21 protein-coding genes and 1 tRNA gene are annotated in these 25342 nt (G+C 70.6%); 10 read left to right on the top strand and 12 right to left on the bottom strand.

All coding sequences use genetic code 11. The features are described from left to right. The first annotated feature begins 135 nt into the window (after window positions 1-135). The 4 genes from ACIBL4_RS35315 (at window position 136) to ACIBL4_RS35300 (ending at window position 7447) form a co-directional block, all read left to right on the top strand. Complete coding sequence (locus ACIBL4_RS35315; protein ID WP_399415866.1) at window positions 136-1644, top strand: cytochrome ubiquinol oxidase subunit I; 1509 nt, start codon at window positions 136-138, stop codon at window positions 1642-1644. 20 nt (window positions 1645-1664) lie between these two features. After that, window positions 1665-2669: a cytochrome d ubiquinol oxidase subunit II gene (gene cydB / locus ACIBL4_RS35310; protein ID WP_356928099.1), complete on the top strand. Its 1005-nt coding sequence runs from the start codon at window positions 1665-1667 to the stop codon at window positions 2667-2669. Between the two features lie 12 nt (window positions 2670-2681). Then, window positions 2682-6179: a thiol reductant ABC exporter subunit CydD gene (cydD, locus tag ACIBL4_RS35305; RefSeq protein ID WP_399415865.1), complete on the top strand. Its 3498-nt coding sequence runs from the start codon at window positions 2682-2684 to the stop codon at window positions 6177-6179. 209 nt (window positions 6180-6388) lie between these two features. Next, window positions 6389-7447 (top strand): peptidoglycan DD-metalloendopeptidase family protein, encoded by a 1059-nt coding sequence (locus tag ACIBL4_RS35300; RefSeq protein WP_399415864.1) that lies wholly within the window; start codon window positions 6389-6391, stop codon window positions 7445-7447. A gap of 9 nt (window positions 7448-7456) precedes the next feature. Here the strand turns inward: ACIBL4_RS35300 and ACIBL4_RS35295 are convergent, their stop codons facing one another. The 4 genes from ACIBL4_RS35295 to ACIBL4_RS35280 all read right to left on the bottom strand — a co-directional run bounded on the left by ACIBL4_RS35295 (window position 7457) and on the right by ACIBL4_RS35280 (window position 11859). Next, window positions 7457-8344: a Cof-type HAD-IIB family hydrolase gene (locus ACIBL4_RS35295; protein WP_399415863.1), complete on the bottom strand. Its 888-nt coding sequence runs from the start codon at window positions 8342-8344 to the stop codon at window positions 7457-7459. A gap of 84 nt (window positions 8345-8428) precedes the next feature. Further along, a complete protein-coding gene (locus tag ACIBL4_RS35290; protein ID WP_399415862.1) occupies window positions 8429-9331 on the bottom strand; it encodes an LLM class flavin-dependent oxidoreductase in 903 nt (300 codons plus the stop codon). Window positions 9332-9414: 83 nt separating this feature from the next. Continuing rightward, on the bottom strand, window positions 9415-9963 hold the full coding sequence (locus tag ACIBL4_RS35285; RefSeq protein WP_399415861.1) for an RNA 2'-phosphotransferase: 549 nt from the start codon (window positions 9961-9963) through the stop codon (window positions 9415-9417). A 138-nt stretch (window positions 9964-10101) separates the two neighbouring features. After that, complete coding sequence (locus ACIBL4_RS35280; protein ID WP_399415859.1) at window positions 10102-11859, bottom strand: SDR family oxidoreductase; 1758 nt, start codon at window positions 11857-11859, stop codon at window positions 10102-10104. A gap of 168 nt (window positions 11860-12027) precedes the next feature. Between ACIBL4_RS35280 and ACIBL4_RS35275 the strand changes: the two genes are divergently transcribed. From ACIBL4_RS35275 to ACIBL4_RS35250, 6 genes are all read left to right on the top strand, one after another. Beyond that, window positions 12028-12996, top strand: coding sequence for an ABC transporter ATP-binding protein (locus tag ACIBL4_RS35275; RefSeq protein WP_399415905.1), 969 nt, complete (start codon window positions 12028-12030; stop codon window positions 12994-12996). Beyond that, complete coding sequence (locus ACIBL4_RS35270; protein ID WP_399415858.1) at window positions 12986-13903, top strand: ABC transporter permease; 918 nt, start codon at window positions 12986-12988, stop codon at window positions 13901-13903. The genes ACIBL4_RS35275 and ACIBL4_RS35270 overlap by 11 nt, the downstream gene beginning before the upstream one ends. Then, window positions 13900-14811, top strand: coding sequence for an ABC transporter ATP-binding protein (locus ACIBL4_RS35265; RefSeq protein WP_399415856.1), 912 nt, complete (start codon window positions 13900-13902; stop codon window positions 14809-14811). The genes ACIBL4_RS35270 and ACIBL4_RS35265 overlap by 4 nt, the downstream gene beginning before the upstream one ends. Before the next feature lie 9 nt (window positions 14812-14820). Further along, window positions 14821-15540 (top strand): ABC transporter permease subunit, encoded by a 720-nt coding sequence (locus ACIBL4_RS35260; protein ID WP_399415855.1) that lies wholly within the window; start codon window positions 14821-14823, stop codon window positions 15538-15540. Between the two features lie 101 nt (window positions 15541-15641). Beyond that, a complete protein-coding gene (locus tag ACIBL4_RS35255; protein WP_399415854.1) occupies window positions 15642-15911 on the top strand; it encodes a hypothetical protein in 270 nt (89 codons plus the stop codon). 276 nt (window positions 15912-16187) lie between these two features. Continuing rightward, window positions 16188-16292, top strand: a tRNA-OTHER gene (locus ACIBL4_RS35250). A 23-nt stretch (window positions 16293-16315) separates the two neighbouring features. Here ACIBL4_RS35250 and ACIBL4_RS35245 read toward each other — a convergent pair. From ACIBL4_RS35245 to ACIBL4_RS35210, 8 genes are all read right to left on the bottom strand, one after another. Further along, a complete protein-coding gene (locus tag ACIBL4_RS35245; protein ID WP_399415852.1) occupies window positions 16316-17122 on the bottom strand; it encodes an HAD family hydrolase in 807 nt (268 codons plus the stop codon). Continuing rightward, window positions 17119-18396, bottom strand: coding sequence for a serine--tRNA ligase (gene serS / locus ACIBL4_RS35240; RefSeq protein WP_399415851.1), 1278 nt, complete (start codon window positions 18394-18396; stop codon window positions 17119-17121). Before serS ends, ACIBL4_RS35245 begins: the two co-directional genes overlap by 4 nt. 540 nt (window positions 18397-18936) lie before the next feature. Beyond that, window positions 18937-19869 (bottom strand): prephenate dehydratase, encoded by a 933-nt coding sequence (pheA, locus tag ACIBL4_RS35235; protein WP_356928262.1) that lies wholly within the window; start codon window positions 19867-19869, stop codon window positions 18937-18939. A 61-nt stretch (window positions 19870-19930) separates the two neighbouring features. Next, complete coding sequence (gene efeB / locus ACIBL4_RS35230; RefSeq protein ID WP_399415850.1) at window positions 19931-21220, bottom strand: iron uptake transporter deferrochelatase/peroxidase subunit; 1290 nt, start codon at window positions 21218-21220, stop codon at window positions 19931-19933. Between the two features lie 6 nt (window positions 21221-21226). Then, entirely contained in the window at window positions 21227-23287 is a 2061-nt protein-coding gene (locus ACIBL4_RS35225; protein ID WP_399415849.1) for a copper resistance CopC/CopD family protein, read from the bottom strand. 13 nt (window positions 23288-23300) lie between these two features. Then, window positions 23301-23783 carry a copper chaperone PCu(A)C gene (locus tag ACIBL4_RS35220; RefSeq protein ID WP_399415848.1) on the bottom strand — a complete coding sequence of 161 codons (483 nt, stop codon included), beginning with the start codon at window positions 23781-23783 and terminating at the stop codon, window positions 23301-23303. Further along, window positions 23780-24433 carry an SCO family protein gene (locus ACIBL4_RS35215; protein WP_399415847.1) on the bottom strand — a complete coding sequence of 218 codons (654 nt, stop codon included), beginning with the start codon at window positions 24431-24433 and terminating at the stop codon, window positions 23780-23782. Before ACIBL4_RS35215 ends, ACIBL4_RS35220 begins: the two co-directional genes overlap by 4 nt. A 92-nt stretch (window positions 24434-24525) precedes the next feature. Continuing rightward, on the bottom strand, window positions 24526-25266 hold the full coding sequence (locus tag ACIBL4_RS35210) for a YcnI family protein (RefSeq protein ID WP_399415846.1): 741 nt from the start codon (window positions 25264-25266) through the stop codon (window positions 24526-24528). Between the last annotated feature and the right edge of the window lie 76 nt (window positions 25267-25342).

Raw genomic sequence — 25342 nt, 5'->3', positions numbered from 1 at the left:
AATGTGTTGAAGTTCCGGCCAAGGGGTTAACTGTGACCGGGGAGACAGGGGACCCCCTCCAGGGCTCGAAACTGCGTGCTGCATAATGGCTTGTGAATGTGAACGCTTTCACAAGCGTAGGTAAGGAGCGGCGACGTGGACCTCGCTTTGGCGCCGGAGACCCTGGCGCGATGGCAGTTCGGCATCACCACCGTCTACCACTTCCTGTTCGTCCCCCTGACGATCTCGCTGGCCGCCCTGACGGCCGGACTGCAGACCGCCTGGGTGCGGACGGAGAAGGAGAAGTACCTCCAGGCGACGAAGTTCTGGGGCAAGCTCTTCCTGATCAATATCGCGATGGGTGTGGTCACCGGCATCGTGCAGGAGTTCCAGTTCGGCATGAACTGGTCCGACTACTCGCGGTTTGTGGGTGACGTCTTCGGTGCGCCGCTCGCCTTCGAGGCCCTGATCGCCTTCTTCTTCGAGTCCACCTTCATCGGCCTGTGGATCTTCGGCTGGGACAAGCTGCCCAAGAAGATCCACCTGGCCTGCATATGGATGGTCTCGATCGGCACGATCCTGTCGGCCTACTTCATCCTCGCGGCCAACTCCTGGATGCAGCACCCGGTCGGCTACCGGATCAACGAGGCGAAGGGGCGGGCCGAGCTCACGGACTTCTGGCTCGTGCTGACCCAGAACACAGCGCTCGCCCAGGTCTTCCACACGCTCACCGCCGCCTTCCTGACCGGCGGCGCCTTCATGGTCGGCATCGCCGCCTTCCACCTGGTCCGCAAGAAGCACGTCCCCGTGATGAAGACCTCGCTGCGGCTGGGCCTCGTCACCGTCGTCGTCGGCGGTCTGCTCACCGCGGTCAGCGGTGACACCCTCGGCAAGATCATGTACCAGCAGCAGCCGATGAAGATGGCCGCGGCCGAGGCGCTGTGGGACGGCGAGAAGCCGGCGCCCTTCTCCATCTTCGCCGTCGGCGACGTCGACAAGGGGCACAACAAGGTCGCCATCGAGATCCCCGGCCTGCTGTCCTTCCTCGCCAAGGACGACTTCACCTCGTACGTGCCCGGCATCAACGACGTCAACAAGGCCGAGCAGGAGAAGTACGGGCCCGGCGACTACCGGCCCAACATCCCCGTCGCCTACTGGGGCTTCCGCTGGATGATCGGCTTCGGTATGACGTCGTTCGCCATCGGTCTGGCCGGGCTGTGGCTGACCCGCAAGAAGTTCATGCTGCCGCAGCATCTGCGGGTGGGTGAGGACGAGGTGCCGAACCTCGTGCTGCTGCCGAAGAAGGCCCTCGGTCCGACCCTCACCAAGTGGTACTGGCGCATCGCGATCCTCACCCTGGGCTTCCCGCTGATCGCCAGCTCCTGGGGCTGGATCTTCACGGAGATGGGCCGCCAGCCGTGGGTCGTCTACGGCGTGCTCCAGACCCGGCACGCGGTCTCCCCCGGTGTCTCCCAGGCCGAGGTCATCACCTCGATGATCGTCTTCACCACGCTGTACGCGATCCTCGCCGTCGTCGAGGTCAAGTTGCTGGTCAAGTACGTCAAGGCGGGTCCGCCGGAGCTCACCGAGGCCGACCTCAACCCGCCCACGAAGATCGGCGGCGAGTCCCGTGACGCCGACAAGCCGATGGCCTTCTCGTACTAGGCCGAGGGAGCTGCACAGTCATGGAACTGCACGACGTCTGGTTCGTCCTGATCGCCGTCCTGTGGACCGGATACTTCTTCCTGGAGGGCTTCGACTTCGGGGTCGGTGTGCTCACGAAGCTGCTCGCCCGCAATCGGCCCGAGAAGCGGGTGTTGATCAACACCATCGGCCCCGTCTGGGACGGCAACGAGGTGTGGCTGCTGTCCGCGGGCGGTGCCACCTTCGCGGCCTTCCCCGAGTGGTACGCCACGCTCTTCTCCGGCTTCTACCTGCCCCTGCTGGCCATCCTGGTCTGCCTGATCGTCCGGGGTGTGGCCTTCGAGTACCGTGCCAAGCGGCCCGAGGAGAACTGGCAGCGCAACTGGGAGACAGCGATCTTCTGGACCTCGCTGATCCCCGCGTTCCTGTGGGGTGTGGCCTTCGGCAACATCGTGCACGGCGTGAAGATCGACCAGGACTTCAACTACGCCGGCGGCGTCCTGGACCTGCTCAACCCGTACGCGCTGCTAGGCGGTCTGGTCACGCTGGCGCTGTTCACCTTCCACGGGACGGTGTTCGTCGGGCTCAAGACGGTCGGGGAGATCCGGGAGCGGGCGCGGAAGCTGGCGCTTCGGGTCGGGCTGGTGACCGCCCTGCTGGCTCTCGCCTTCCTGCTGTGGACGCAGTCCGACCGGGGTGACGGAGCTTCGCTCGTCGCGGTGGCCGTGGCGGTGGCGTCGCTCGTCCTGGCCATGGTCGCGGCGCGGGCGGGACGTGAGGGGTGGGCGTTCGCCCTGTCGGGGCTCACCATCGTGGCCACGGTGGCGATGCTCTTCCTGACGCTGTTCCCGAACGTCATGCCGTCGACGCTCAACCCGGACTGGAGCCTGACGGTCACCAACGCCTCGTCCAGCCCGTACACGCTGAAGATCATGACGTGGTGCGCGGCGGTCGCCACGCCGGTCGTGATGGTCTACCAGGGCTGGACGTACTGGGTCTTCCGCAAGCGGATCGGTACGCAGCACATCGCCGACCCCGTGCACTGAGGTGTGTTTCACGTGAAACCAATCGACCCGCGTCTGCTCCGGTACGCCCGTGCCACCCGCGTCTTCCTGGTGGCGGTCGTCGCCCTGGGTGCTGTCGGGGCGGGCCTGGTCATCGCGCAGGCGATGCTCATCGCCGAGGTGGTGGTCGGCGCGTTCCAGCACCGCATGGCGGTGTCCGAACTCGGCACTCCCCTGCTGCTGTTGGCCGCTGTCGCGGTCGGCCGGGCGCTGGTCGGCTGGCTCACGGAACTCGCCGCGCACCGGGCGAGCGCGGCGGTGAAGTCCGAGCTGCGGGGGCGGTTGCTGGAGCGTGCCGCGCAGCTGGGTCCGGGGTGGCTGAGCGGGCAGCGGACCGGTTCGCTGGTCGCCCTGGCCACCCGGGGCGTCGACGCACTCGACGACTACTTCTCGCGGTATCTGCCGCAGCTGGGTCTCGCGGTGGTCGTGCCGGTGGCGGTGCTGGCGCGGATAGTCACCGAGGACTGGGTCTCCGCGGCCATCATCGTGGGCACCCTGCCGCTCATCCCGGTCTTCATGGTGCTGATCGGCTGGGCCACCCAGTCCCGGATGGACCGTCAGTGGCGGCTGCTGTCGCGGCTGTCCGGGCACTTCCTGGACGTCGTCGCGGGACTGCCGACGCTGAAGGTCTTCGGCCGGGCCAAGGCGCAGGCCGAGTCGATCCGGCGGATCACGGGTGAGTACCGGCAGGCGACCATGCGGACGCTGCGGATCGCCTTCATCTCGTCCTTCGCGCTGGAACTGCTCGCGACGCTCTCGGTGGCGCTGGTCGCCGTGACGATCGGCATGCGGCTGGTGCACGGCGAGATGGACCTGTACATCGGCCTGGTCATCCTGATCCTGGCGCCGGAGGCGTATTTGCCGTTGCGGCAGGTCGGGGCGCAGTACCACGCGGCGGCTGAGGGGCTCGCCGCGGCCGAGGAGATCTTCGAGGTTCTTCAGACGCCCGTGCCGGCCTCCGGTTCGGGGGCCGTGCCGACGGGTTCGCTGGCCTTCGAGGGTGTGACTGTCCGCTACCCGGGGCGGTCGTCGGACGCCGTGTCGGACGTCTCCTTCACCGTCGAGCCCGGGGAGACGGTCGCGCTGGTCGGGCCGAGCGGTGCGGGCAAGTCGACGCTGGTGAACGTCCTGCTCGGATTCGTGCCGCCGGCCGAGGGACGGGTGCGGGTCGGGGGAGCCGACCTCGCCGACGTGGATCTGGAACAGTGGCGGTCCCGGATCGCGTGGGTGCCGCAGCGACCGCATCTGTACGCCGGGACGATCGCCGAGAACGTGCGGCTGGCGCGGCCCGACGCCGACGACGATGCCGTACGGCGGGCGCTGCGGGACGCCGGGGCGCTGGAGTTCGTGGAGGCGCTGCCCGAGGGTGCGGACACCGTGCTCGGTGAGGACGGGGCCGGGCTGTCGGCCGGGCAGCGGCAGCGGCTCGCGCTGGCCCGGGCGTTCCTCGCGGACCGGCCCGTGCTGCTGCTCGACGAGCCGACGGCCGCGCTGGACGGGGCCACTGAGGCCGAGGTCGTGGCGGCTGTACGGCGGCTCGCTGCCGGGCGGACGGTGCTGCTCGTGGTGCACCGGCCGGCGCTGCTCGAGGTGGCGGACCGGGTGGTGCGGCTGACGAAGCCCGAGACCGCCGCGGTGCCTGCCGGGTCCGCGGTGGTCCGGAATGCCGGAACGGTTTCCGTAGGAGAGGCCGAGGTGTCCGCCGCGGCCTCTCAGGCGGAGCCACGCGGTAGGCCCGCTTCGGGCGGCGTCCTCGCGCGCGTCCGCGCCATGTCCGGTGCCCGGCGCGGACGGCTCGGACTCGCCCTTCTGCTCGGGAGCCTCGCGCTGGGGAGTGCCGTAGGGCTCATGGCCACGTCCGGGTGGCTGATCTCGCGGGCCTCGCAGCAGCCGCCCGTGCTGTATCTGATGGTGGCCGTGACGGCGACGCGGGCCTTCGGGATCGGGCGGGCCGTGTTCCGGTACGCCGAGCGGCTGGTCTCGCACGACGCCGTGCTGCGGATGCTGGCGGATACCAGGGTCGCGGTGTTCCGCAGGCTGGAGCGGCTGGCGCCCGCCGGGCTGCGCCGGACCCGCCGGGGCGATCTGCTGTCCCGGCTGGTCGCGGACGTGGACGCGTTGCAGGACTACTGGCTGCGGTGGCTGCTGCCGGCCGGGGCGGCCGTCGTCGTGTCGGCCGCGTCCGTCGGTTTCACGGCATGGCTGCTGCCGGAGGCCGGGGCCGTGCTCGCGGCCGGGCTGCTGGCGGCGGGGGCGGGCGTGCCCCTCGTCACCGGTGCCGTGGCGCGGCGGGCCGAGCACCGGCTGGCGCCCGCCCGCGGGGTGCTCGCGACGCGGGTGGCCGATCTGCTCACCGGAACCGCGGAGCTGACCGTCGCCGGTGCCCTGCCCGCCCGGACCGCCCAGACACGCGAGGCCGACGGGGTCCTGACCCGGATCGCGTCCCGCGCCGCCACCGCCACGGCCCTCGGCGACGGGCTCATCGCCCTGATCTCCGGCCTGACCGTCACGGCCGCCGCCCTGGTCGGCGCGCAGGCGGTCGCGGCCGGGCGGCTGGACGGCGTGACCATGGCCGTCGTCGTCCTCACCCCGCTGGCCGCCTTCGAGGCCGTGCTCGGGCTGCCGCTCGCCGTGCAGTACCGGCAGCGGGTGCGCCGGAGCGCCGAGCGGGTGTACGAGGTGCTGGACGCCCCGGAGCCCGTGGGGGAGTCCGAGCAGCCCCGGCAGGCGCCCCCGTCGCCGTTCCCGGTCGTCGTCAAGGGGCTGGTCGCGCGGCACGCGGGGCAGGACCGGGACGCGCTCGCCGGGCTGGACCTGACCCTCGACGAGGGCCGCCGCGTCACCGTGGTCGGACCCTCCGGCTCCGGGAAGACGACCCTGGCGCAGGTGCTGCTGCGGTTCCTCGACGCGGACGCGGGCTCGTACACCCTGGCGGGCGTGGACGCGTACGCCCTACGCGGGGACGACGTGCGCAGGCTCGTCGGGCTGTGCGCGCAGGACGCGCACCTCTTCGACAGCTCGCTGCGCGAGAACCTGCTGCTCGCCAGGAAGGACGCCACCGAGGACGACCTGCGTGCCGCACTCGGCCGGGCCCGGCTGCTGGACTGGGCCGACGGCCTGCCCGACGGGCTCGACACGCTCGTCGGCGAGCACGGGACGCGGCTGTCGGGAGGCCAGCGGCAGCGGCTGGCGCTGGCCCGGGCACTCCTCGCCGACTTCCCTGTCCTGGTGCTGGACGAGCCCGCCGAACACCTGGACCTGCCGACCGCGGACGCGCTCACCGCCGACCTGCTGGCCGCCACCGAGGGCCGTACGACCCTGCTCATCACACACCGGCTGGCGGGTCTCGAGGCGGTGGACGAGGTGATCGTGCTGGACCAGGGACGTGTCGTGCAGCGCGGGGCGTACGGGGAGCTGGTGGCCGTGGACGGGCCGCTGCGGGAGATGGCGCAGCGCGAGGCGGCTTCGGAATCCCTGATGGCCACGTCTTAGCAGGGCCCGACCGGCGTCGTACCGAACCGCGCACTGGCTGGGCCCGACCGCACCGTATCGAGCCGCGCACTGGCTGGGGCCCGACGGCGCCGCACCGCCCCCCCGGCAGGGCCCGACTGGCCTCGCACTGAGCCGTTCGGGGCAGCCGGTCCCCCGGGCGTACGAGGCCAACAGGGTCAGGGCGGCCGGGCCGGGTGACGATCACTCACATGCGCTCATATCGCCGCCATCGGCTGCTCGTTCCGTTCCTGCTGTGCGCGCTGGCGGTGCTCGCGGCCCGGCCGACGGCGGCACACAAGGAATCTGACAGCGGCACTGGCGGGGACTCGACGCTCAGCGCCGAGGTGGCGCGGCTGTACGAGGAGGCCGCGGTGGCGACGCAGCAGTACGAGGCGGGGCGCCAGGAGGCCGAGGAGCAACGGGCCAGAGCCCAGCGGGCCGAGGAACTCCTGGACGGTCAGCGGCGGCACATCGCGGCCCTGCACGAGGACCTGGGCCGGATCGCCCGTGCCCAGTACCGCTCCAGCGGTGGCCTGCCGGTGGCCGCGCAGATGATCCTCGCCGACGGCCCCGACGATCTGATGCGGGGCCAGCACGCCTTCTCTCAGACGAATCTCGCCGTGAACAACGCGATCTCCAAGAGCAGCCGGGCCGAGGCACGGCTCGCCGCGGACGAGGCCGAGGCCGCGACCCAATGGCAGGCGCTGGAGAAGCGGAACACCCAACTCGCGGCCCTCAAGGCGGACATCGAGCAGAAGCTGGAAACGGCACGCTCGCAGCTCCAGGGTCAGGCGGACGCCTCGGTCGCCGCCGGGGCGTGCCGCGGTGCCGTGCGGCACGACCAGCCGGAAAGGGGGTTCACGAGCGCGTGGGTCGCACCCGTGGAGACGTACGAGCTGTCCGCGTCCTACGGCAGCGGCGGTGCACGGTGGTCGAGCCGGCACACCGGGCAGGACTTCGCGGTGCCGATCGGCACGCCGGTGCGGGCCGTGGGCGCGGGCCGGGTCGTGAAGGTGTCCTGCGGAGGTGCCTTCGGCATCGAGATCGTGCTCAGGCACGCGGGCGGCTATTACACGCAGTACGCCCATCTCGCGTCCGTCGCGGTCGACCAGGGGGAGCACGTCGAACCCGGCCAGTGGATCGGCCAGTCGGGCACCACGGGCAACTCCACCGGTCCGCACCTGCACTTCGAGACCAGGGTCACGCCGGAGATGGGCTCGTCCGTGAATCCGGTGTCATGGCTGGCGGCTCGCGGAGTGTCGCTCTGACCGTGACAACTACGGCAGTTCCATGAGCAGTTGCTCGATCACGACCGCCACGCCGTCCTCGTTGTTGGCGACCGTCCGTCCCGAGGCCGCGGCGATCACGTCAGGGTGGGCGTTGCCCATCGCGTAGGACCGGCCCGCCCAGGTCAGCATCTCGACGTCGTTCGGCATGTCGCCGAAGGCGACGACCTGCTCGTGCGAGATGCCGCGCTCGGCGCAGCACAGGGCGAGCGTGCTGGCCTTGGACACACCGGGGCCGCTGATCTCGAGCAGGGCGCTGGGGCTGGAGCGGGTGACGTTGGCCCGGTCTCCGATGGCGAGCCGGGCCAGGGTCAGGAAGGCGTCGGGGTCCATGTCGGGGTGGTAGGCCAGGATCTTCAGGACCGGCTCCGCCGCCGCGCGGTGGTCCGGCGACAGCAGTTCCTCCGCCGGGGCGAGGCTGTCGGGGATCTCCATGTGCAGCTTCGGGTAGTCCGGTTCCTGGTAGAAGCCGTACGTCTGCTCCACGGCGTACACCGTGCCGGGTGCCGCGTCGCGCAACAGCCGTACGGCGTCCAGCGCGTTCGCCCGTTCCAGCTCCCGTACCTTCACGAACCGGTGGGAGCCGGGGCCGCCGTGCAGGTCGACCACGGCGGCGCCGTTGCCGCAGATCGCCAGGCCGTGGCCGTGCACGTGGTCGCTCACGACGTCCATCCAGCGGGCCGGGCGGCCGGTGACGAAGAAGACCTCTATGCCCGCCTCTTCGGCGGCGGCCAACGCGGCCACCGTGCGCGGGGACACCGACTTGTCGTCGCGCAGCAGGGTGCCGTCGAGGTCGGTGGCGATCAGCCGCGGAGGGAGGGTATCGGCCGCGGTATCGGGCTGTGGGGTCGCTGAGATCACCCGGTCATTGTCCCGCATATGCCTGCACGGGCGTGCGGGAGTCCGCACAAGTGAGTGGGTACCGCCCTCACCAGGATCTTCGAGGGGCTTACCGCCAGGCCCTCAGCGCAACTGCGCCGGTGCCTCCATGGCGATCTGCTCGAAGGCCTTCTCGTCCGCCGCGAAGGGCGAGTCGGGGATGGGCCAGTGGATCACGATCTCCGTGAAGCCCAGCTCCATGTGCCGGCCGGAGAAGTCGACGAAGGCGTCCAGGGACTGGAGCGGCCCGCCGCGGTCCGGGGTGAATCCGGTGAGCAGGACCTTGTCGAGGTCGGTCATGTCCCGGCCGGTCTCGGCACAGGTGTCGGCGAGCTTCTCCACCTGCCCGCGGATGGCCTGAACCGACTGTTCAGGAGTGCCGTTCTCGTACAACTTGGGGTCGCCCGTGGTTACCCACGCCTGCCCGAACCGTGCGGCGAGCCGCATGCCGCGCGGCCCGGTCGCGGCCACCGCGAACGGCAGCCTGGGGCGCTGCACACACCCTGGGATGTTCCGTGCCTCGTGCGCCGAGTAGAAGTCGCCCTCGTACGACACCGCGTCCTCGCTGAGCAGCCGGTCGAGCAGCGGGACGAACTCGGCGAAGCGGTCGGCCCGCTCACGCGGGGTCCATGGCTCATGGCCGAGCGCGGTGGCGTCGAAGCCCGAACCTCCCGCGCCGATGCCCAGCGTCACCCGCCCGCCGGAGATGTCGTCGAGGGAGATCAGCTCCTTGGCGAGGGTCACCGGGTGCCGGAAGTTCGGCGAGGTCACCAGGGTGCCCAGCCGCAGCCGGTCGGTGCTGGTCGCGGCGGCGGTGAGAGTCGGTACGGCACCGAACCAGGGGCCGTCCCGGAAGCTTCGCCACGACAGGTGGTCGTAGGTGTACGCGGTGTGGAAGCCGAGCTGCTCGGCACGCGTCCAGGCCGCACGACCGCCTTCCTGCCAGCGGCGATAGGGGAGGATCACGGTGCTCAGACGCAGACTCATGGCATCGAGCCTAAGGGAGCGCTGCGGGTGGCTTGTGTTTCACGTGAAACAGCCACCGTGAGCGGCGCGTCCCGCACAGCACGTCAGTGAGGTCCGGGAAAGCGCAGATACCGCGGCGGTACAGCCTGGGTGAGCCATACGCCGTTCGCGCTCACATGGAAGACATGACCGTCACGGTGCATGGCGGCCGCGTCCACGGCCAGCACGACCGGCCGGCCGCGGCGGGCGCCGACGCGGGTCGCCGTCTCGCGGTCCGGCGAGAGGTGCACGGCATGCCGGTTCATCGGCCTGAGCCCCTCGGCCCGGATCGCGTCCAGGGTGCGGGCGACGGTGCCGTGGTAGAGGTACGCGGGCGGAGTCGCCGTCGGCAGCCCGAGGTCGACCTCGACGCTGTGGCCCTGGCTGGCGCGGATCCGGGTGCCTTCGATGGCGAAGCGCCGCTTGTCCTTGGTGGCGACGACATGGTCCAGCTCGGAGCGGGTGAATCGGAAGCCATGGGCGGCGGCTGCGGCGATCAGGGCGTCGATCTCGACCCAGCCACCCTCGTCGAGCGCGAGCCCGATACGTTCCGGTTGATGCCGCAGATGCTTCGAGAGGTACTTCGACACCTTCACGGTGCGTCTTTCGTCCATCCTCTCAGGGTGCGGGAGAGACCTGAATCACGCGATTGAGTTTGCCCCTGGAGGTTTGATCCACAGCCAAGTGGTGTTATCCACAGGCGAATTCGACGAACCTGTGGACAACTGTCCCTCACATCAAGCGACTTGCCATCACATCGGCGGCTTCAGCCGTGCGATCCCCCGCAGTGCCCCCGGCGCGAACCGCGACAGCCAGCGAGCGCTCCGCGCCTCCGGCGTGACCGGGACCACCGCCTCGTTGCGCACCACCGCCCGCAGGATCGCGGCGGCGACCTTCTCCGGCGGGTAGTTCCGCAGCCCGTACAGACGGGCGGCACGCTGCTGGAGCCGCTTCTCCTCGCCCGCGTCGACCCCGGCGAAGTGCGCCGTGGATGTGATGGCGGTGTTGACGAAGCCCGGGCAGACCGCCGTCACGCCTATCCCCCGGCCGGCGAGTTCCGCCCGCAGGCACTCGCTGAGCATCAGCACGGCAGCCTTGGAGGTGCTGTAGGCGGGCAGTGCCCGGGACGGCTGGTACGCCGCCGCCGACGCCACGTTCACGATGTGGCCGCCCTGCCCCCGCCCGGCCATCCGGCGGCCGAAGAGCCGGCAGCCGTGGATCACACCCCACAGGTTGACGTCGAGGACCTTCTTCCAGTCCTCCGGTGTGGTGTCGAAGAAGGAACCGGACAGTCCGATCCCGGCGTTGTTCACGAGGACGTCCACCACCCCGTACTCGGCGGTGACCTTCTCGGCGAGCTTCTCCATGGCCTGCTCGTCGGAGACATCGACCGTCTCCGCCCAGGCCTCGGGAGCGCCGGCCAGACGGGACGACTCGGCGGTGCGGGCCGCCGCCTCGGCGTTCCGGTCGACGGCGACCACGCGCGCGCCGTTCCCGGCGAACGCCAGCGCCGTCGCCCGTCCGATGCCGCTGCCCGCCCCGGTGACCAGCACGAGCTGCCCGCCGAACCGCTGGGCGTACCTGCCGCGCGCCGCCACCGGGGACCGCCCGTTCTCCACGGACGTCACGAACTCCTCGATCCACGTGGCCAGCTGATCGGGACGGGTGCGGGGGATCCAGTGCCCCGCCTGAACCGTCCGGCGGGTCAACTGCGGCACCCACTGCTCCAGCCCGTCGGTGAGCCGCTCCGACAGGAACCGGTCCTCCAGGGGCGTCACGATCTGCACGGGAGCGTGCGCGTACGCGTCCGTACGTGGCCTGCGCAGCCGGGACCGTACGTTGTCCCGGTACAGCCAGGCCCCGTGTGCCGCGTCCGACGGCAGGGACGCGGTCGGGTAACCACCCCGGGGCACTTTCTCGACGCGCTCCAGAACCCCGGGCCAGCGCTTGCCGAGCGGGCCGCGCCAGGCCAGCTCGGGCAGCACGGGCGTCTGCAGCAGGTACACGTACCAGGACCTGGCGCCCTGCCCGAGGAGCTGGGCGATCCGGCGCGGGGTGGGGCGCTTGACGCGCTTGTTGATCCAGTGGCCGAAGTGGTCGAGGGACGGCCCGGACATCGAGGTGAAGGAGGCGATGCGGCCCTCGGTCCGCTCGACGGTGGTGAACTCCCAGCCCTGTACCGAGCCCCAGTCGTGCCCGACCAGATGCACCGGCCGGTCCGGGCTGACCGCGTCCGCGACGGCCAGGAAGTCGTCCGTCAGCTTCTCCAGTGTGAACCCGCCCCGCAGCGGGCGCGGTGCCGTCGACCGGCCGTGGCCGCGGACGTCGTAGGCGACCACGTGGAAGTGCTCGGCGAGACGCTCGGCGACTTCCGACCACACCTCTTTGCTGTCGGGGTAACCGTGCACGAGGACGACCGTCGGCCGTCGCGGATCACCCAGTTCGGCCACGCACAGCTCAACTTCGCCGGCCGGCACCCTGCGCTCCCGCGCACCCGTGAGCAACGTCATCCGGCGAATCTGGCAGTTGTTAGAGGGTTCGTCAATAGTGGCTCCCCGGTCGTGGTAACTCTCAAGAACCAGGTCCCCTAAGGGCCCGTACTACTCCAGGTTGACCTGAATACAGCTCTGCGGAGTGACGACCGCCACGAGCGCGGCCCCTACCTTCGAAGCGTGACTGTGATCGCGACCGAAAGCCTGAGCAAGCGGTTCCCCAGGGTGACCGCTCTTGACCGGCTCTCCGTGGACGTCGGGCCCGGTGTGACCGGACTCGTCGGAGCCAACGGAGCCGGCAAGTCCACACTGATCAAGATCCTGCTGGGTCTGTCCCCCGCCACCGAGGGCCGCGCCGAAGTGCTCGGCCTCGATGTCGCCACCAAGGGCGCCGACATCCGCGAGCGGGTCGGCTACATGCCCGAGCACGACTGCCTGCCGCCGGACGTCTCGGCCACCGAGTTCGTCGTCCACATGGCGCGCATGTCCGGCCTCCCGCCCACCGCCGCACGCGAGCGCACCGCCGACACGCTGCGGCACGTCGGTCTGTACGAGGAGCGCTACCGCCCCATCGGCGGCTACTCGACCGGCATGAAGCAGCGCGTGAAGCTCGCGCAGGCCCTGGTCCACGACCCGCAGCTGGTCTTCCTCGACGAGCCGACCAACGGCCTCGACCCGGTCGGCCGCGACGAGATGCTCGGCCTGATCCGCCGGATCCACACCGACTTCGGCATCTCGGTCCTGGTCACCTCGCACCTGCTGGGCGAGCTGGAGCGCACCTGCGACCACGTCGTCGTGGTCGACGGCGGCAAGCTCCTGCGCTCCAGCTCCACCACGGACTTCACCCAGACCACGACGACCCTCGCGATCGAGGTCACCGACACCGACGAACACCCGGACGGCACCCGCGCCATGCGCGAGGCGCTGCACGCGCGCGGGGTGAGCGTCGAGGACGGCAGCGGCCTGCCGGGCGCCGGCCACATCCTGCTCCTCACCGCCCAGGGCGAGGAGACGTATGACCTGGTCAGGGACGTGATCGCGGACCTCGGGCTCGGCCTGGTGCGCATGGAGCAGCGCCGGCACCACATCTCCGAGGTATTCACGGCCAGTGACCAGCACGAGCAGCGGAAGGAGGCGGTCGGCCATGGCGGTTGAGCACTCCACGGGCACACCCGCCCCGGCGCCGGGCGACCAGACCCGAATCCACAACATCGGCTACCGCAGCTACGACGGCCCCCGCCTGGGCCGCGCCTACGCCCGCCGCTCCCTGTACTCGCAGTCCCTGCGCGGCGCCTACGGCCTCGGCCGCTCGGTGAAGTCCAAGGTGCTGCCGATGCTGCTCTTCGTGGTGATGTGCGTGCCCGCGGCCATCATGGTCGCCGTCGCGGTCTTCACCAAGGCCAACGCCCTGCCCGTCGACTACACCCGCTACGCGATCATCATGCAGGCCGTCATCAGCCTGTACGTCGCCTCGCAGGCACCCCAGTCCGTCTCGCGCGACCTGCGCTTCAAGACCGTGCCGCTGTACTTCTCGCGGCCCATCGAGACCGCCGACTACGTCCGCGCCAAGTTCGCGGCGCTCGCCTCGGCGCTGTTCATCCTCACGGCCGCTCCCCTGCTCGTGCTCTACGTGGGCGCGCTGCTGGCCAAACTCGACTTCGCCGACCAGACCAAGGGATTCGCACAGGGACTCGTCTCCGTGGCACTGCTCTCACTGCTCTTCGCCGGCATCGGCCTGGTCATCGCGTCCTTCACCCCGCGCCGCGGCTTCGGCATCGCGGCCGTGATCGCCGTGCTGACCATCACCTACGGCGCGGTCTCCACCCTCCAGGCCATCGCCGACGCACAGGGCAGCGGTGACGCCGTGCCGTGGATCGGACTGTTCTCGCCGATCACGATCGTCGACGGGGTGCAGTCCGCGTTCCTGGGCGCGACCTCCGCCTCCCCCAGCGGGGTGGGCCCGAGCACCGCCGAGGGCGTCGTCTACGTCCTCGTCGCCCTGGGCCTCATCGCGGCGAGCTACGGCCTCCTGATGCGCCGCTACAAGAAGGTGGGACTGTGACCACGCTCTCCATCGACCACGTCTCCCGCTGGTTCGGCAACGTGGTCGCCGTCAACGACATCACCATGACCGTCGGCCCCGGCGTCACCGGACTGCTCGGCCCCAACGGCGCCGGAAAGTCCACCCTCATCAACATGATGGGCGGCTTCCTGGCCCCCTCCACCGGCACCGTCACCCTCGACGGCCAGGCCGTGTGGCGCAACGAGCAGATCTACAAGCAGATCGGCGTCGTCCCCGAGCGGGAGGCGATGTACGACTTCCTCACGGGGAAGGAGTTCGTCCTCGCCAACGCCGAACTGCACGGCCTGGGCGCCAGGGCGGCCCAGAAGGCGCTCGCCACCGTCGAGATGGAGTACGCGCAGGACCGCAAGATCCAGACGTACTCCAAGGGCATGCGCCAGCGCGTGAAGATGGCCTCCGCCCTGGTGCACGACCCGTCCCTGCTCCTGCTGGACGAGCCCTTCAACGGCATGGACCCGCGCCAGCGCATGCAGCTCATGGACCTGCTGCGGCGCATGGGCGACGAGGGCCGCACGGTGCTGTTCTCGTCCCACATCCTCGAAGAGGTCGAGCAACTCGCCTGGCACATCGAGGTCGTCGTCGCCGGCCGGCACGCCGCCAGCGGCGACTTCCGCAAGATCCGCCGCCTGATGACCGACCGGCCGCACCGCTACCTGGTGCGTTCCAGCGACGACCGTGCCCTCGCGGCCGCGCTGATCGCCGACCCGTCGACGTCCGGCATCGAGGTCGACCTCGCCGAGGGGGCGCTGCGCGTCCAGGCCGTCGACTTCGGCCGCTTCACGGCCCTGCTGCCGCGGGTGGCCAGGGACCACGGCATCCGGCTGCTCACGGTCTCGCCGTCCGACGAGTCCCTCGAGTCCGTCTTCTCGTATCTCGTCGCGGCGTAGGAGGCCCTGATGTACGACCCCACAGTCGCCCGGCTCACGTACCGGGCCCTGCTCGGCCGGCGCCGGGCCCTCATCCTCGGAGCCCTGCCGCTGCTGCTCATCGCCATCTCGGTGGTGGTGCGCTTCCTCGCCGGGGCGGACGACCAGACGGCGGCGGACCTGCTCGGCGGACTCGCCCTCGCCACCATGGTGCCCATCATCGGCGTCATCGCCGGAACCGGCGCGATCGGGCCGGAGATCGACGACGGCTCGGTGGTGTACCTGCTGTCCAAGCCGATCAAACGGCCGACGATCATCTTCACCAAGCTGATCGTCGCGATCGCGGTGACGATGGTGTTCTCCGCGGTGCCGACGCTCATCGCCGGCTTCGTCCTGAACGGCAACGGCCAGCAGATCGCCGTCGCCTACACGGTGGCCGCACTGGTCGCCTCCATCGCGTATGCCGCCCTGTTCCTGCTGCTCGGCACGGTTTCCCGGCACGCGGTGGTGTTCGGCCTCGTCTACGCGCTGGTCTGGGAGGCCCTGTTCGGCTCCCTGGTGCCCGGCGCCCGCACGCTGAGCGTCCAGCAGTGGGCGCTGGCCGTGGCCCAGAAGGTCTCCGGCGGCGACCTGGTGACCTCGGACGTGGGCCTCACCACGGCGACAGTGCTGCTGGTGGCCGTCACGGTGCTGGCCACCTGGTACGCCGGTCAGAAGCTGCGCTCGCTGACCCTCGCCGGCGAGGAGTGACGTGCCCCGGCCCTGACGGGGGCTTCACCTCCGTCAGGGCACACTGGGCGAACGGTATGCAGTGCTATCGCACGGAAGTTGGACGGCTGGGAGGGACGGGGATGGCGGACGAGAGGGCTCAGTACGACGACCACGGACGGTCCGCACCCGGGTCCGGGTCCGGGGGCGACGCCTGGGACGACCTCGACGGCGTCGTCCTGGACGAGGAGTTCATACGCTCCGCCGGAACCTCCGAGCCGTCCGCCCGCGCCCGGATGCTCGCCGAGCGCTGGCGCCGCGAGGAGCCTGAGCCGCAGCCCTGGCGCTCCGACGAGCCACCCGCGGGCTGGTTTTTCAGCAAGGCCCGCAGGCGCAGGTGGCGCAGGCGCTGACCGGCCCCCGTCCGACCGTCGATTTAATCGGTGGCGTCCAATTCGTCCGGCAGGCAGAGTAGTCGTGTCCCTGCCGGGCGATGAGACCGGCGTCACGTTCTGGGAGAGGAGCCGGACGATGTCCATGCACGGCAGTACGTCCAGCTCCCGTCAGGGCAGCCCGCGGCGGGTTCCGGAGTAATTCGCTACCCTCCGTAGAGCCCGCCCCGCACGGGGAGCTGCCCGGGGCGGCCGCTTCGAGCACGCGAATCGCACATCGCGTGAGGCCGCCCACCCGGAGGATTGGCCGAGTGGTAAGGCACTGGCTTGCGCTGTGTTCGATCAAATGCGCGTCATGGTCGGGCTGAAAGGCCCGCGCACGTTCGATCCGTGCATCCTCCGCCGCACCCGCGCGACACGAAGGTTCAGCCCAGCAACCGCTCCAGTACCACCGCGATCCCGTCCTCCTCGTTCGAGGACGTCACCTCGTCGGCCACCGCCTTCAGTTCCTCATGGGCGTCCGCCATCGCGACACCGTAGGAGGCCCAGGCGAACATCGGTATGTCGTTGGGCATGTCGCCGAAGGCGATCGTGTCGGCCGCCTTCACCTTGAGCCGGCGGGCCGCCAGGGACAGGCCGGTCGCCTTGGACAGGCCCAGGGGCAGGAGTTCGACGATGCCCTTGCCCGCCATGACGACGGTGACGAAACCGCCGGCGGTGCGCGTGGCCACCTCGCACAGCTCGTCGTCCGAGAGCGTCGGGTGCTGGATGTACAGCTTGTTCAAAGGGGCGGCCCACAGGTCCGACGCGTCCGTGAACGGCGTCGCGGGCAGGTTGCCGTGGACCGCGTACCCGGGACCCACCATCACCTCGCCGTCCAGGCCGTCGCGGCTCGCCGCCACATACAGCGGGCCGACCTCCGCCTCGATCTTGGCCAGCGCCACCCCGGCCAGCTGCCGGTCCAGCGTCACCGACGTCAGCAGCCGGTGGGCGCCGGCGTCGTACACCTGCGCGCCCTGGCCGCAGACGGCCAGTCCCCGGTAGCCGAGGTCGTCGAGGATGTGCCGGGTCCACGGGGCCGCGCGGCCGGTGACGACGATGTGCGCGGCGCCCGCCGCGGTGGCCGCGGCGAGCGCCTCACGGGTGCGGGGCGACACCGACTCGTCGGAACGCAGCAGCGTCCCGTCGAGGTCGGTGGCGATCAGCTGGTACGGGAAACCGGTGGTGGTCACTTGGCCACCGGCTCCAGGACCTCCCGGCCGCCCAGGTACGGGCGCAGCACCTCGGGCACCCGCACCGAGCCGTCGGCCTGCTGGTGGTTCTCCAGGATCGCCACGATCGTGCGCGGCACGGCGCACAGCGTGCCGTTGAGCGTGGCCAGCGGGCGGACCTGCTTGCCCTCACGGACGCGGATCGACAGGCGCCGGGACTGGAATTCGGTGCAGTCCGAGGTCGAGGTCAGCTCGCGGTACTTGCCCTGGGTCGGGATCCACGCCTCGCAGTCGAACTTGCGGGCGGCCGAGGAGCCGAGGTCGGCGGAGGCGACGTCGATGACCCGGAACGGCAGCTCCAGTGAGGTCAGCCACTGCTTCTCCCACTCCAGCAGCCGCTGGTGCTCGGCCTGCGAGTCCTCCGGGGCGACGTAGGAGAACATCTCGACCTTGTCGAACTGGTGCACGCGGAAGATGCCCCGGGTGTCCTTGCCGTGCGAGCCGGCCTCGCGGCGGAAGCAGGGCGAGAAGCCCGCGTAGCGCAGCGGGAGGCGGTCGGCGTCGAGGATCTCGTCCATGTGGTACGCCGCGAGCGCGACCTCGGAGGTGCCGACGAGGTAGAGGTCGTCGTCGGCGAGGTGGTAGACGTCCTGGGCGGCCTGGCCGAGGAAGCCGGTGCCCGCCATGGACTGGGGGCGCACCAGGGCCGGGGTCAGCATCGGCGTGAAGCCGGCCGCGGTGGCCTGGGCCATCGCCGCGTTCACCAGGGCGAGCTCCAGCAGGGCGCCCACGCCCGTCAGGAAGTAGAAGCGTGAGCCGGAGACCTTGGCGCCCCGCTCCACGTCGATCGCGCCGAGGATCTGGCCGAGCTCCAGGTGGTCCCGGGGCTCGAAGCCGTCGGCGGCGAAGTCGCGGATCGTGCCGTGCGTCTCCAGCGTGACGAAGTCCTCCTCGCCGCCCACGGGCACGTCCGGGTGGACGAGGTTGCCGAGCTTCTGGAGCAGCTCCTGGGTCTCGGCGGCGGCGGAGTCGCGTTCCGCGTCGGCGGCCTTGACGTCGGCGGCGAGCTGGCTCGCCTTCTTCAGCAGCTCGGCCTTCTCGTCCCCGGACGCCTTGGGGATGAGCTTGCCGAGCGCCTTCTGCTCGGCGCGCAGCTCGTCGAAGCGGACGCCGGATGACCTGCGCCGCTCGTCGGCAGACAGGAGGGAGTCGACGAGCGCGACGTCCTCTCCACGGGCGCGCTGGGACGCGCGCACACGGTCGGGGTCCTCACGGAGCAGGCGAAGGTCAATCACGTGCTCAAGGCTACCGGTGCGGGGTGACCGTCCACGACTCACTATTCAGGTGTGGCTTACGTACCGCTATGCGTGAATTGCGCACTGTGTCAATAAACCGACCGCCTCTCCCCGGAACGAGGCATCCGCAGGGCGCGGCATTGACTCGAATCCCTTGCGGGGAGCGGGACTTGCACTCCGGTTGTCCACAGGGGTCCACGCGCGCCGAAAAGTTATCCACAGGCTGTGGGGGAGATCTGTGGACTTCGGAATTGATCACTCCGGAAGACCCTGTCACGCCGAAGAATTCCCGATGCAAACCCGCTCTACCCTCACTTTCGAGTGGAAATGGGTCACCCGGAAGAGTTACGCAAGGGGAAACGGTGGACGAAGGGTGACCTGCCCGTCGATGGGCGCATCGGAGGGCTGTAGGGCGATTTGTCGACTGACTCACGCTTCGTTGTCGACTTGTCCCCAGGTCGAGAACCCGGCCTGTGGATAACTTCTGTGGACAACGACAATCAGCAGGTACGACCGCCCTGGGACCCGCTGCGTACCGGGCTAGAACCGGCCGTCCTGGCACCGCGCGACCCAGTCAGCCGCCGCCACGAACTCGTCGTCCGACGTCCCCAGCCGCGGGGGCTGGACATCCCCGGGCTCCATGTCCGCGCGCGGATAGGAGCCGAGGTAGCGCACCTGGAGGCAGATCCGCTTCAGGCCCATCAGGGCCTCGGCCACCCGGCGGTCGGAGATATGGCCCTCGGCGTCGATGCAGAAGCAGTAGTTGCCGATGCCCGCGCCGGTGGGCCGGGACTGGAGCAGCATCAGGTTGATGCCGCGGGTGGCGAACTCGCCCAGCAGATCGCGCAGGCCGCCGGGGTGGTCGTCGCGCTGCCAGAGCACGACGGAGGTCTTGTCCGCGCCGGTGGGCGCCGCCGGCCGGGCGGGCCGGCCGACCAGCACGAAGCGCGTCTGGGCGTTCTCCGCGTCGTGGATTCCGGTCTCCAGGGCCTCCAGGCCGTAGCGGGCGGCGGCGAACTCGCCGGCGAAGGCGGCGTCGTACTGGCCCTCCTGGACCAGCCGGGCGGCGTCCGCGTTCGAGGCGGCCGACTCCCAGTGGGCGTCCGGCAGGTGCTTCTTCAGCCAGTTGCGCACCTGCGGCTGGGCGGCCGGGTGGGCGGAGACCGTCTTGATGTCCGACAGCTTCGTGCCCGGGCGGACCAGCAGCGCGAAGGTGATCGACAGCAGCACCTCGCGGTAGATCATCAGCGGCGCGCCGGCGACCAGCTCGTCGAGGGTGGTGGTGATGCCGCCCTCGACGGAGTTCTCGATCGGCACGAACGCGGCCTCGGCCTCGCCGGCGCGTACCGCGTCGAGCGCGGACTGGACGGACACGTACGGGATGAGCTCCCGGGTGGCGGCCTCGGGAAGCGTGCGCAGGGCGACTTCGGTGAAGGTGCCCTCGGGGCCGAGATACGCATAGCTCGCTGGCATGACCTCACCCTAATGGGCTTGCGGAAGCGCTATGCCCCACAACCCGCACACGGCTCGACTCTCACCCCTCGAGCAACTTCTGCCCCACGTACTCGCCCTCCGGGGCCCCACCGGGCACCGCGAACAGCCCGCTCGACTCGTGCCGGATGAACTGCGACAGGGCGTCTCCGCGGTCGAGCTTGCGCTGCACCGGCACGAAGCCGCGCAGCGGGTCGGCCTGCCAGCAGATGAAGAGCAGGCCCGCGTCCGGGACGCCGTCCTGGTCGATGCCGTCGTGGAAGGAGAACGGGCGGCGGAGCATCGCAGCGCCGCCGTTCTGGTCGGGCCGGGTGATCCGGGCATGGGCGTTGATCGGGACGACGAGGTTGCCCTTGGCGTCCGTCTTCTCCAGGTCCATCGCGGTCGTCTCGGTGCCGCCGGACAGGGCCGCCCCGTCGGACTTGCGGCGGCCGATCACGTCTTCCTGCGCCTTGACGGAGAGCTTCTCCCAGTCGTCCAGGAGCATGCGGATCCGGCGTACGACGGCGTAGGAGCCGTTCGCCATCCAGGCCGGTTCGGCCTTCTCCGGCACGAAGATCCGCTGCTCGAAGTCGGGCTCGGACGGCTTCGGATTGCGGGTGCCGTCGATCTGGCCCATCAGGTTGCGGGCGGTCATGGGGTGGGCGGTGGCACCCGGCGAGCGGTTGAAGCCGTTCATCTGCCAGCGGACCCGGGCCGCCGAGCCCGCGTCCTTCTGGATCGCGCGCAGGGCATGGAAGGCCACAAGGGCGTCGTTGGCGCCGATCTGCACCCACAGGTCGCCGTTGCTGCGGTTCTTGTCGAGGTGGTCGGAGGAAAACTCGGGCAGCGGGTCCAGGGCGGTCGGGCGCTGCTTCTCCAGGCCGGTCCTGCCGAAGAAACTGTGGCCGAAGCCGAAGGTGATCGTCAGCGACGAGGGACCGGCGTCGCGGGCCACGTCGGTGTCGTCGTGCGGGCTCGGCTCGCCCGCCATCAGCCGCCGGGCCGTCTGCGACCAGCGGCGCAGCAGGGCGGCGGCTTCCTTGCGGCCGGCGCCCGCAGCCAGGTCGAAGGCGATGAGATGGCCGCGGGCCTGGAGGCCGTCGGTGATGCCGGGCTGATGTTTCCCGTGAAACATCGCCCGGTCGGTGCCGAGTGAGGTGAGAGGAGCGGCGGCATCGGAGGGGGCGGCGGCGTATCCGACCGCTGCGCCCGCCGTGCCGAGCACGAGCCCGGTGGCACCGGCGGTGCCGAGCAGGCGTCGCCGTGAGATGCCGTCGCCGGCCGAGGCCGCTTCGGTCTCCGCCGGGGTGGTACGGGGAGTGCGGGTTTCCGGAATGGACTGGTCAGCCATGGTGGTTCAGCCGATCTGAGCGTTCTTGGAGACGGTCACCTCGTCGATGTCGGAGGTCCGCACGGTCACGTCGACCTTCCAGTCGCCGGCCATGGGGATCTGCACTCCGTTCGCCGACCAGTGTCCGGTTGCGAGGTGATCGGGGACTACGGGCAGCGGCCCGAGGTTTTTGGCTTTGAGGGTGAAGTCGACCTTCACCTCGGGGATGTCGAAGGCCCGGCCGTCGGGCCTCTCCACGTAGACGTGCATCTCGTTGTCGCCCACGCGTGCGGGGTCGAGGTCGACCGTGACGATGCCCTTGCCGTCCTTGCCGCCGGTGTCGAAGGGCATGTTCAGGGTCAGCGCCCCGGACGCGCCCGTGTCGGGCGAGGTGGACGCGGAGGACGACGTGGCCGCCTTGGCCTCCTCCACCGTGCGTCCGGGCTCGGTCTGGGTGAGGACGGTGGTGACGGCGAGCAGGACGACCGCGATGCCGGCCTCGGCCAGGACGGAGCGGCGCAGCCCGAAGCGGTCGGGGTCGGCATCCCGCAGCCGCTTCTGGCGGGCGGCGTCCCGGGCGGCCCGCTGCCGGGCGAGCTGCGCGGCCCGCTCGGTGCCGGCGGGCTCGGAGCCGGGCTGCTCACCGGCGTCGGAGCCGGTCTCTGTGCCCGTGCCGGGCCGGTCGCCGCCGGTCACGGCGGACTCGGCGCCGCCGGGCGGGTCACCTGAGGCATCGGCCCCTGCTCCGGCGGAGTCATCGGCCCCCACTCCGGCGGGGGCATCCGCCATGGCTGCGCCGGGAGCATCGGCCATGGCTCCGACCGGCGCCTTCTCCCGCTCCGCCGCTGCCGGCACCGTCTCGGCCAGCCGCCCGGTCCACCGTCGCGAGATCCACGCGACGCCGACCAGGACGGCCACGAGGCCGATCTTGGCGAGGAGCAGCAGTCCGTAGCGGGTGTCGGTGAAGGCCGACCAGGAGCCGAGCTGGCGCCAGGACTGGTACGTCCCGGTCGCGATCAGCGCGAGGACGCTGCCGAAGGCGACGCGGGAGAAGCGGCGTACGGCCGACGCGTCGACGGGAGCGTCGGCCGGTGCCCGGTACAGGGCGACCAGCAGCGCGCCCAGCCCGCCGAGCCACGCGGCGACGGCGAGCAGATGGAGGACGTCGACCGGCATGGCGATGCCCGCCTGGAGTCCGACCGAGGCGTGCTCGGACATCGCCCAGCTGGCGGCGAGCCCGGCCGCCACGACGACGCCGCCGATGGCGAGCCCGAAGGTCAGGTCCCGCTTCTCCTGGGGGTCCTCCCGCTTGTCGTACGCCCCGAACAGCACGGCGATGAACAGTGCCGCCGCCGCGAGCAGCAGCAGCCGGGACACCAGGGCGGCGCCGGTCTTGGTCTGGAGCACCTGCCCGAGCAGGGACAGGTCGAAGACGTCGGCGACCTTCCCGGAGCCGGTGAAGGAGCCGCGCAGGAGCAGCAGGGCGAGGGTGGCGGCGGTGAGCGCGAGCCACCCGGAGACGACGAACCGCTGCACGGGCCGCACTCCGGAGCCGCGTGGCCAGCAGGCGAGGACGAAGGCGGCGCCACCCGCCAGCACGATGAACCCGGCGTAGGACACGTACCGCCCGAAGCCGTACAGCCAGCCGACCAGGCCGTCGTCGGCGTTCTGCCCGGAGACCGACACGGACGTCTTGGAGGGGGCACCGATGGAGAAGGTGTAGGCGCCGGCGACGGGATGGCTGTCCGCGGACACCACCTGGTAGGCGACCGTGTAGGTGCCGTCGGGCAGGCCGGAATGGAGCCGCACCGCGTAGGTCGTGCCGCTGACGTTGGAGGGCTTGCCCGCGTCGACGCGCTTGCCCTCGGGGTCGAGTACGCGCAGCGAGTCGTCGGACAGCGCGACCTGCTCGGAGAAGGTGAGCGAGATCCGGGCCGGGGCCTTGTCGACCACCGCCCCCTGCGCGGGGTCGCTGCCGGTCACCGCGGCGTGCGCGGAGGCCGGTCCGGCACCGGCCAGGAGTGCGCAGGCCGCGGCCAGGAGCAGCAGCACCACGGTCCGGACGCGGGGGGCGATGGTCTGCGTCACTGTGGTCCCTCCCTCAGTGTCCGGTCTTCGGGGTGTAGGTCGCCGACTTCACCGGCATCTCGACCCTGACCGGGCCGGAGTGGACGAAGTGGAGCTCGACGGAGACCGTCTGGCCTTCCTTCGGCTTGCGCTTCAGCTGTTCGAACATCAGATGGTTGCCGCCGCTCTTCAGCACGAGTTCGCCGTGGGCGGGGACCTTCAGGCTCTTGACCTCCTGCATGGCCGAGCCGACGGTCTCGTGCACGGTGACCTGCCCGGCGACGTCGCTGGTGACCGAGGTCAGCTCGTCGGCGGCCCCGCCTTTGTTGGTGACGGTGAAGAAACCGGCCGCCATCTCGTCGGAGACGGGCTGCGGCATGTACGCGGAGCCCACGGAGAGTTCCGCCTTACCGCTGCCGGAACCGGAGTCCCCGGAGTCCGAGTCCGAGCCACCGCAGCCCGCCAGGGCCAGTGCCCCGGCTATGACGAGGGCCGCCGGGCGGAGTCGCCGCCTCACGGGTTCTCCCCCTTGACGATCTTGGGGAGGTCCTTGGTGTAGTCGTCGACGGTGGCGTCCTCGCCGTAGAGCACATAGCCGCCGTCGGTCTTCGGCGAGAAGGCGATGACCTGGGTGCCGTGCTCGGAGATGATCTTGCCGTTCTTGTCCTTGTGCGGCGGGTCGATGGAGATGCCGAGGGTACGGGCGCCGGCCTGGATGGTCGGGAAGTCGCCGGTGAGGCCGATGAACTGGGGGTCGATGCCCTTGAGCCACTTGCCGAGCTCGGCCGGCTTGTCGCGGTCCGGGTCGGTGGTGACGAACACGACGCGCAGTTCGTTCTGTTCGGCCTTGGGCAGCTGCTTCTTGGCCACGGCGATGTTGCTCATCGTCGACGGGCACACGTCGGGGCAGTGGGTGTAGCCGAAGTAGATCAGCGTGGGCTTGCCCTCGGTCTCCTTGCGGAGGTCGTACTTCTTGCCCTGGGTGTCGGTGAGGACCAGGTCCGGCTTCTCGAACGGCTTGTCGAGGACGGTGGCGGCCTTCTCGCTGCCGGCCTGCTCCGAGACGACGGCGGCGGGCTTGTCGCTGTCGTTGCCGCTGCCGCAGGCGGTCAGGGTCAGGGAGGCCGCGGCGAGCAGGGCGGCCGCGGCGAAGGTCTTGGTGCGCATAGAAAAATGTCCCAGATGTCGGTGACCCGGCGCGCACCGGGGTGCCCCGCCCAGGGCGGGAACCCGGCGCGCGCCGTGCAACGGAAACGGCGTCAGGCGTTGGTGCGCCGACGCCCGGCCAGCACGCCGTAGGCGACGCCCGCTGCGCCGACCACGATGCCGACGATGCCCAGGACGCGGGCGGTGGTGTCGGTGCCGCCGGAGGAGGTGGAGTCGGCGGCGGTGTCGGCGGAGGCCTTCTCGGCCGACTTGGCGTCGGAGGCCTCGTCGCCCGAGGAGGCGTGGTGCCCGTCCTCGGAGGCGGCGGACAGCTCCAGCACCGGGGCCGGGTTGTCGGGCTCCTCCTGGCCCTCCTGCGGCACCTCGATCCAGCGGACGACCTCCTTGTTGGAGTACGTCTGGAGGGCCTTGAAGACCAGCTGGTCGGTGTCCTCGGGCAGTTGGCCGATCGAGAGCGGGAACTTCTCGAAGTAGCCGGGCTGGATGCCCTTGCCGTCGGCGGTCCAGGTGACCTTGGTGACGGCCTCGGAGATCTTCTCGCCGTGCAGCTCCAGCGGCTTGTCCAGCTTGGACTTGGTGACGTCGATCTTCCAGCCGGGCATCGGCTCCGGCATCACCGAGGCCAGCGGGTGGTCGGTGGGGAAGGTGACCTCGAGCTTGGTGGTCGAGGCGTTGTCCCGCTCGTTGGGGACCTTGAAGTCGACGACCGCGTAGCCGCCCTTGGCGGCGTCGCCCTCGGGCTGCACGCTGACGTGCGCGAAGGCGGGGGCGGACAGGGCGAGAACGGTGACACCGGCGGCGGCACCGGCCGCGGCGATACGGGAAGCCTTCATGGAAGGGAACACTCCGCTGTGAGTCGAGTCGGGAGGATGAAGGGGGATGCGCGCACGCGCGCGTGCCGCACGACGG

It is taken from the genome of Streptomyces sp. NPDC050416 (assembly GCF_044458845.1).
Taxonomy (GTDB): Bacteria; Actinomycetota; Actinomycetes; order Streptomycetales; family Streptomycetaceae; genus Streptomyces.
Note: the sequence above shows the minus strand (reverse complement) of the source record. Positions and strands in the feature narration are given on the sequence as shown.

What these genes read in the sequence shown, in the direction of transcription:
- ACIBL4_RS35260 (WP_399415855.1), top strand. Translation starts at nt 14,821, where the DNA reads ATGTACGACCCCACAGTCGCCCGGCTCACGTACCGGGCCCTGCTCGGC.
- efeB (WP_399415850.1), bottom strand. Translation starts at nt 21,220, where the DNA reads ATGGCTGACCAGTCCATTCCGGAAACCCGCACTCCCCGTACCACCCCG.
- ACIBL4_RS35280 (WP_399415859.1), bottom strand. Translation starts at nt 11,859, where the DNA reads ATGACGTTGCTCACGGGTGCGCGGGAGCGCAGGGTGCCGGCCGGCGAA.
- ACIBL4_RS35215 (WP_399415847.1), bottom strand. Translation starts at nt 24,433, where the DNA reads ATGCGCACCAAGACCTTCGCCGCGGCCGCCCTGCTCGCCGCGGCCTCC.
- cydB (WP_356928099.1), top strand. Translation starts at nt 1,665, where the DNA reads ATGGAACTGCACGACGTCTGGTTCGTCCTGATCGCCGTCCTGTGGACC.
- ACIBL4_RS35255 (WP_399415854.1), top strand. Translation starts at nt 15,642, where the DNA reads ATGGCGGACGAGAGGGCTCAGTACGACGACCACGGACGGTCCGCACCC.
- ACIBL4_RS35285 (WP_399415861.1), bottom strand. Translation starts at nt 9,963, where the DNA reads ATGGACGAAAGACGCACCGTGAAGGTGTCGAAGTACCTCTCGAAGCAT.
- pheA (WP_356928262.1), bottom strand. Translation starts at nt 19,869, where the DNA reads ATGCCAGCGAGCTATGCGTATCTCGGCCCCGAGGGCACCTTCACCGAA.
- ACIBL4_RS35270 (WP_399415858.1), top strand. Translation starts at nt 12,986, where the DNA reads ATGGCGGTTGAGCACTCCACGGGCACACCCGCCCCGGCGCCGGGCGAC.
- ACIBL4_RS35295 (WP_399415863.1), bottom strand. Translation starts at nt 8,344, where the DNA reads ATGCGGGACAATGACCGGGTGATCTCAGCGACCCCACAGCCCGATACC.
- ACIBL4_RS35290 (WP_399415862.1), bottom strand. Translation starts at nt 9,331, where the DNA reads ATGAGTCTGCGTCTGAGCACCGTGATCCTCCCCTATCGCCGCTGGCAG.
- ACIBL4_RS35300 (WP_399415864.1), top strand. Translation starts at nt 6,389, where the DNA reads ATGCGCTCATATCGCCGCCATCGGCTGCTCGTTCCGTTCCTGCTGTGC.
- ACIBL4_RS35210 (WP_399415846.1), bottom strand. Translation starts at nt 25,266, where the DNA reads ATGAAGGCTTCCCGTATCGCCGCGGCCGGTGCCGCCGCCGGTGTCACC.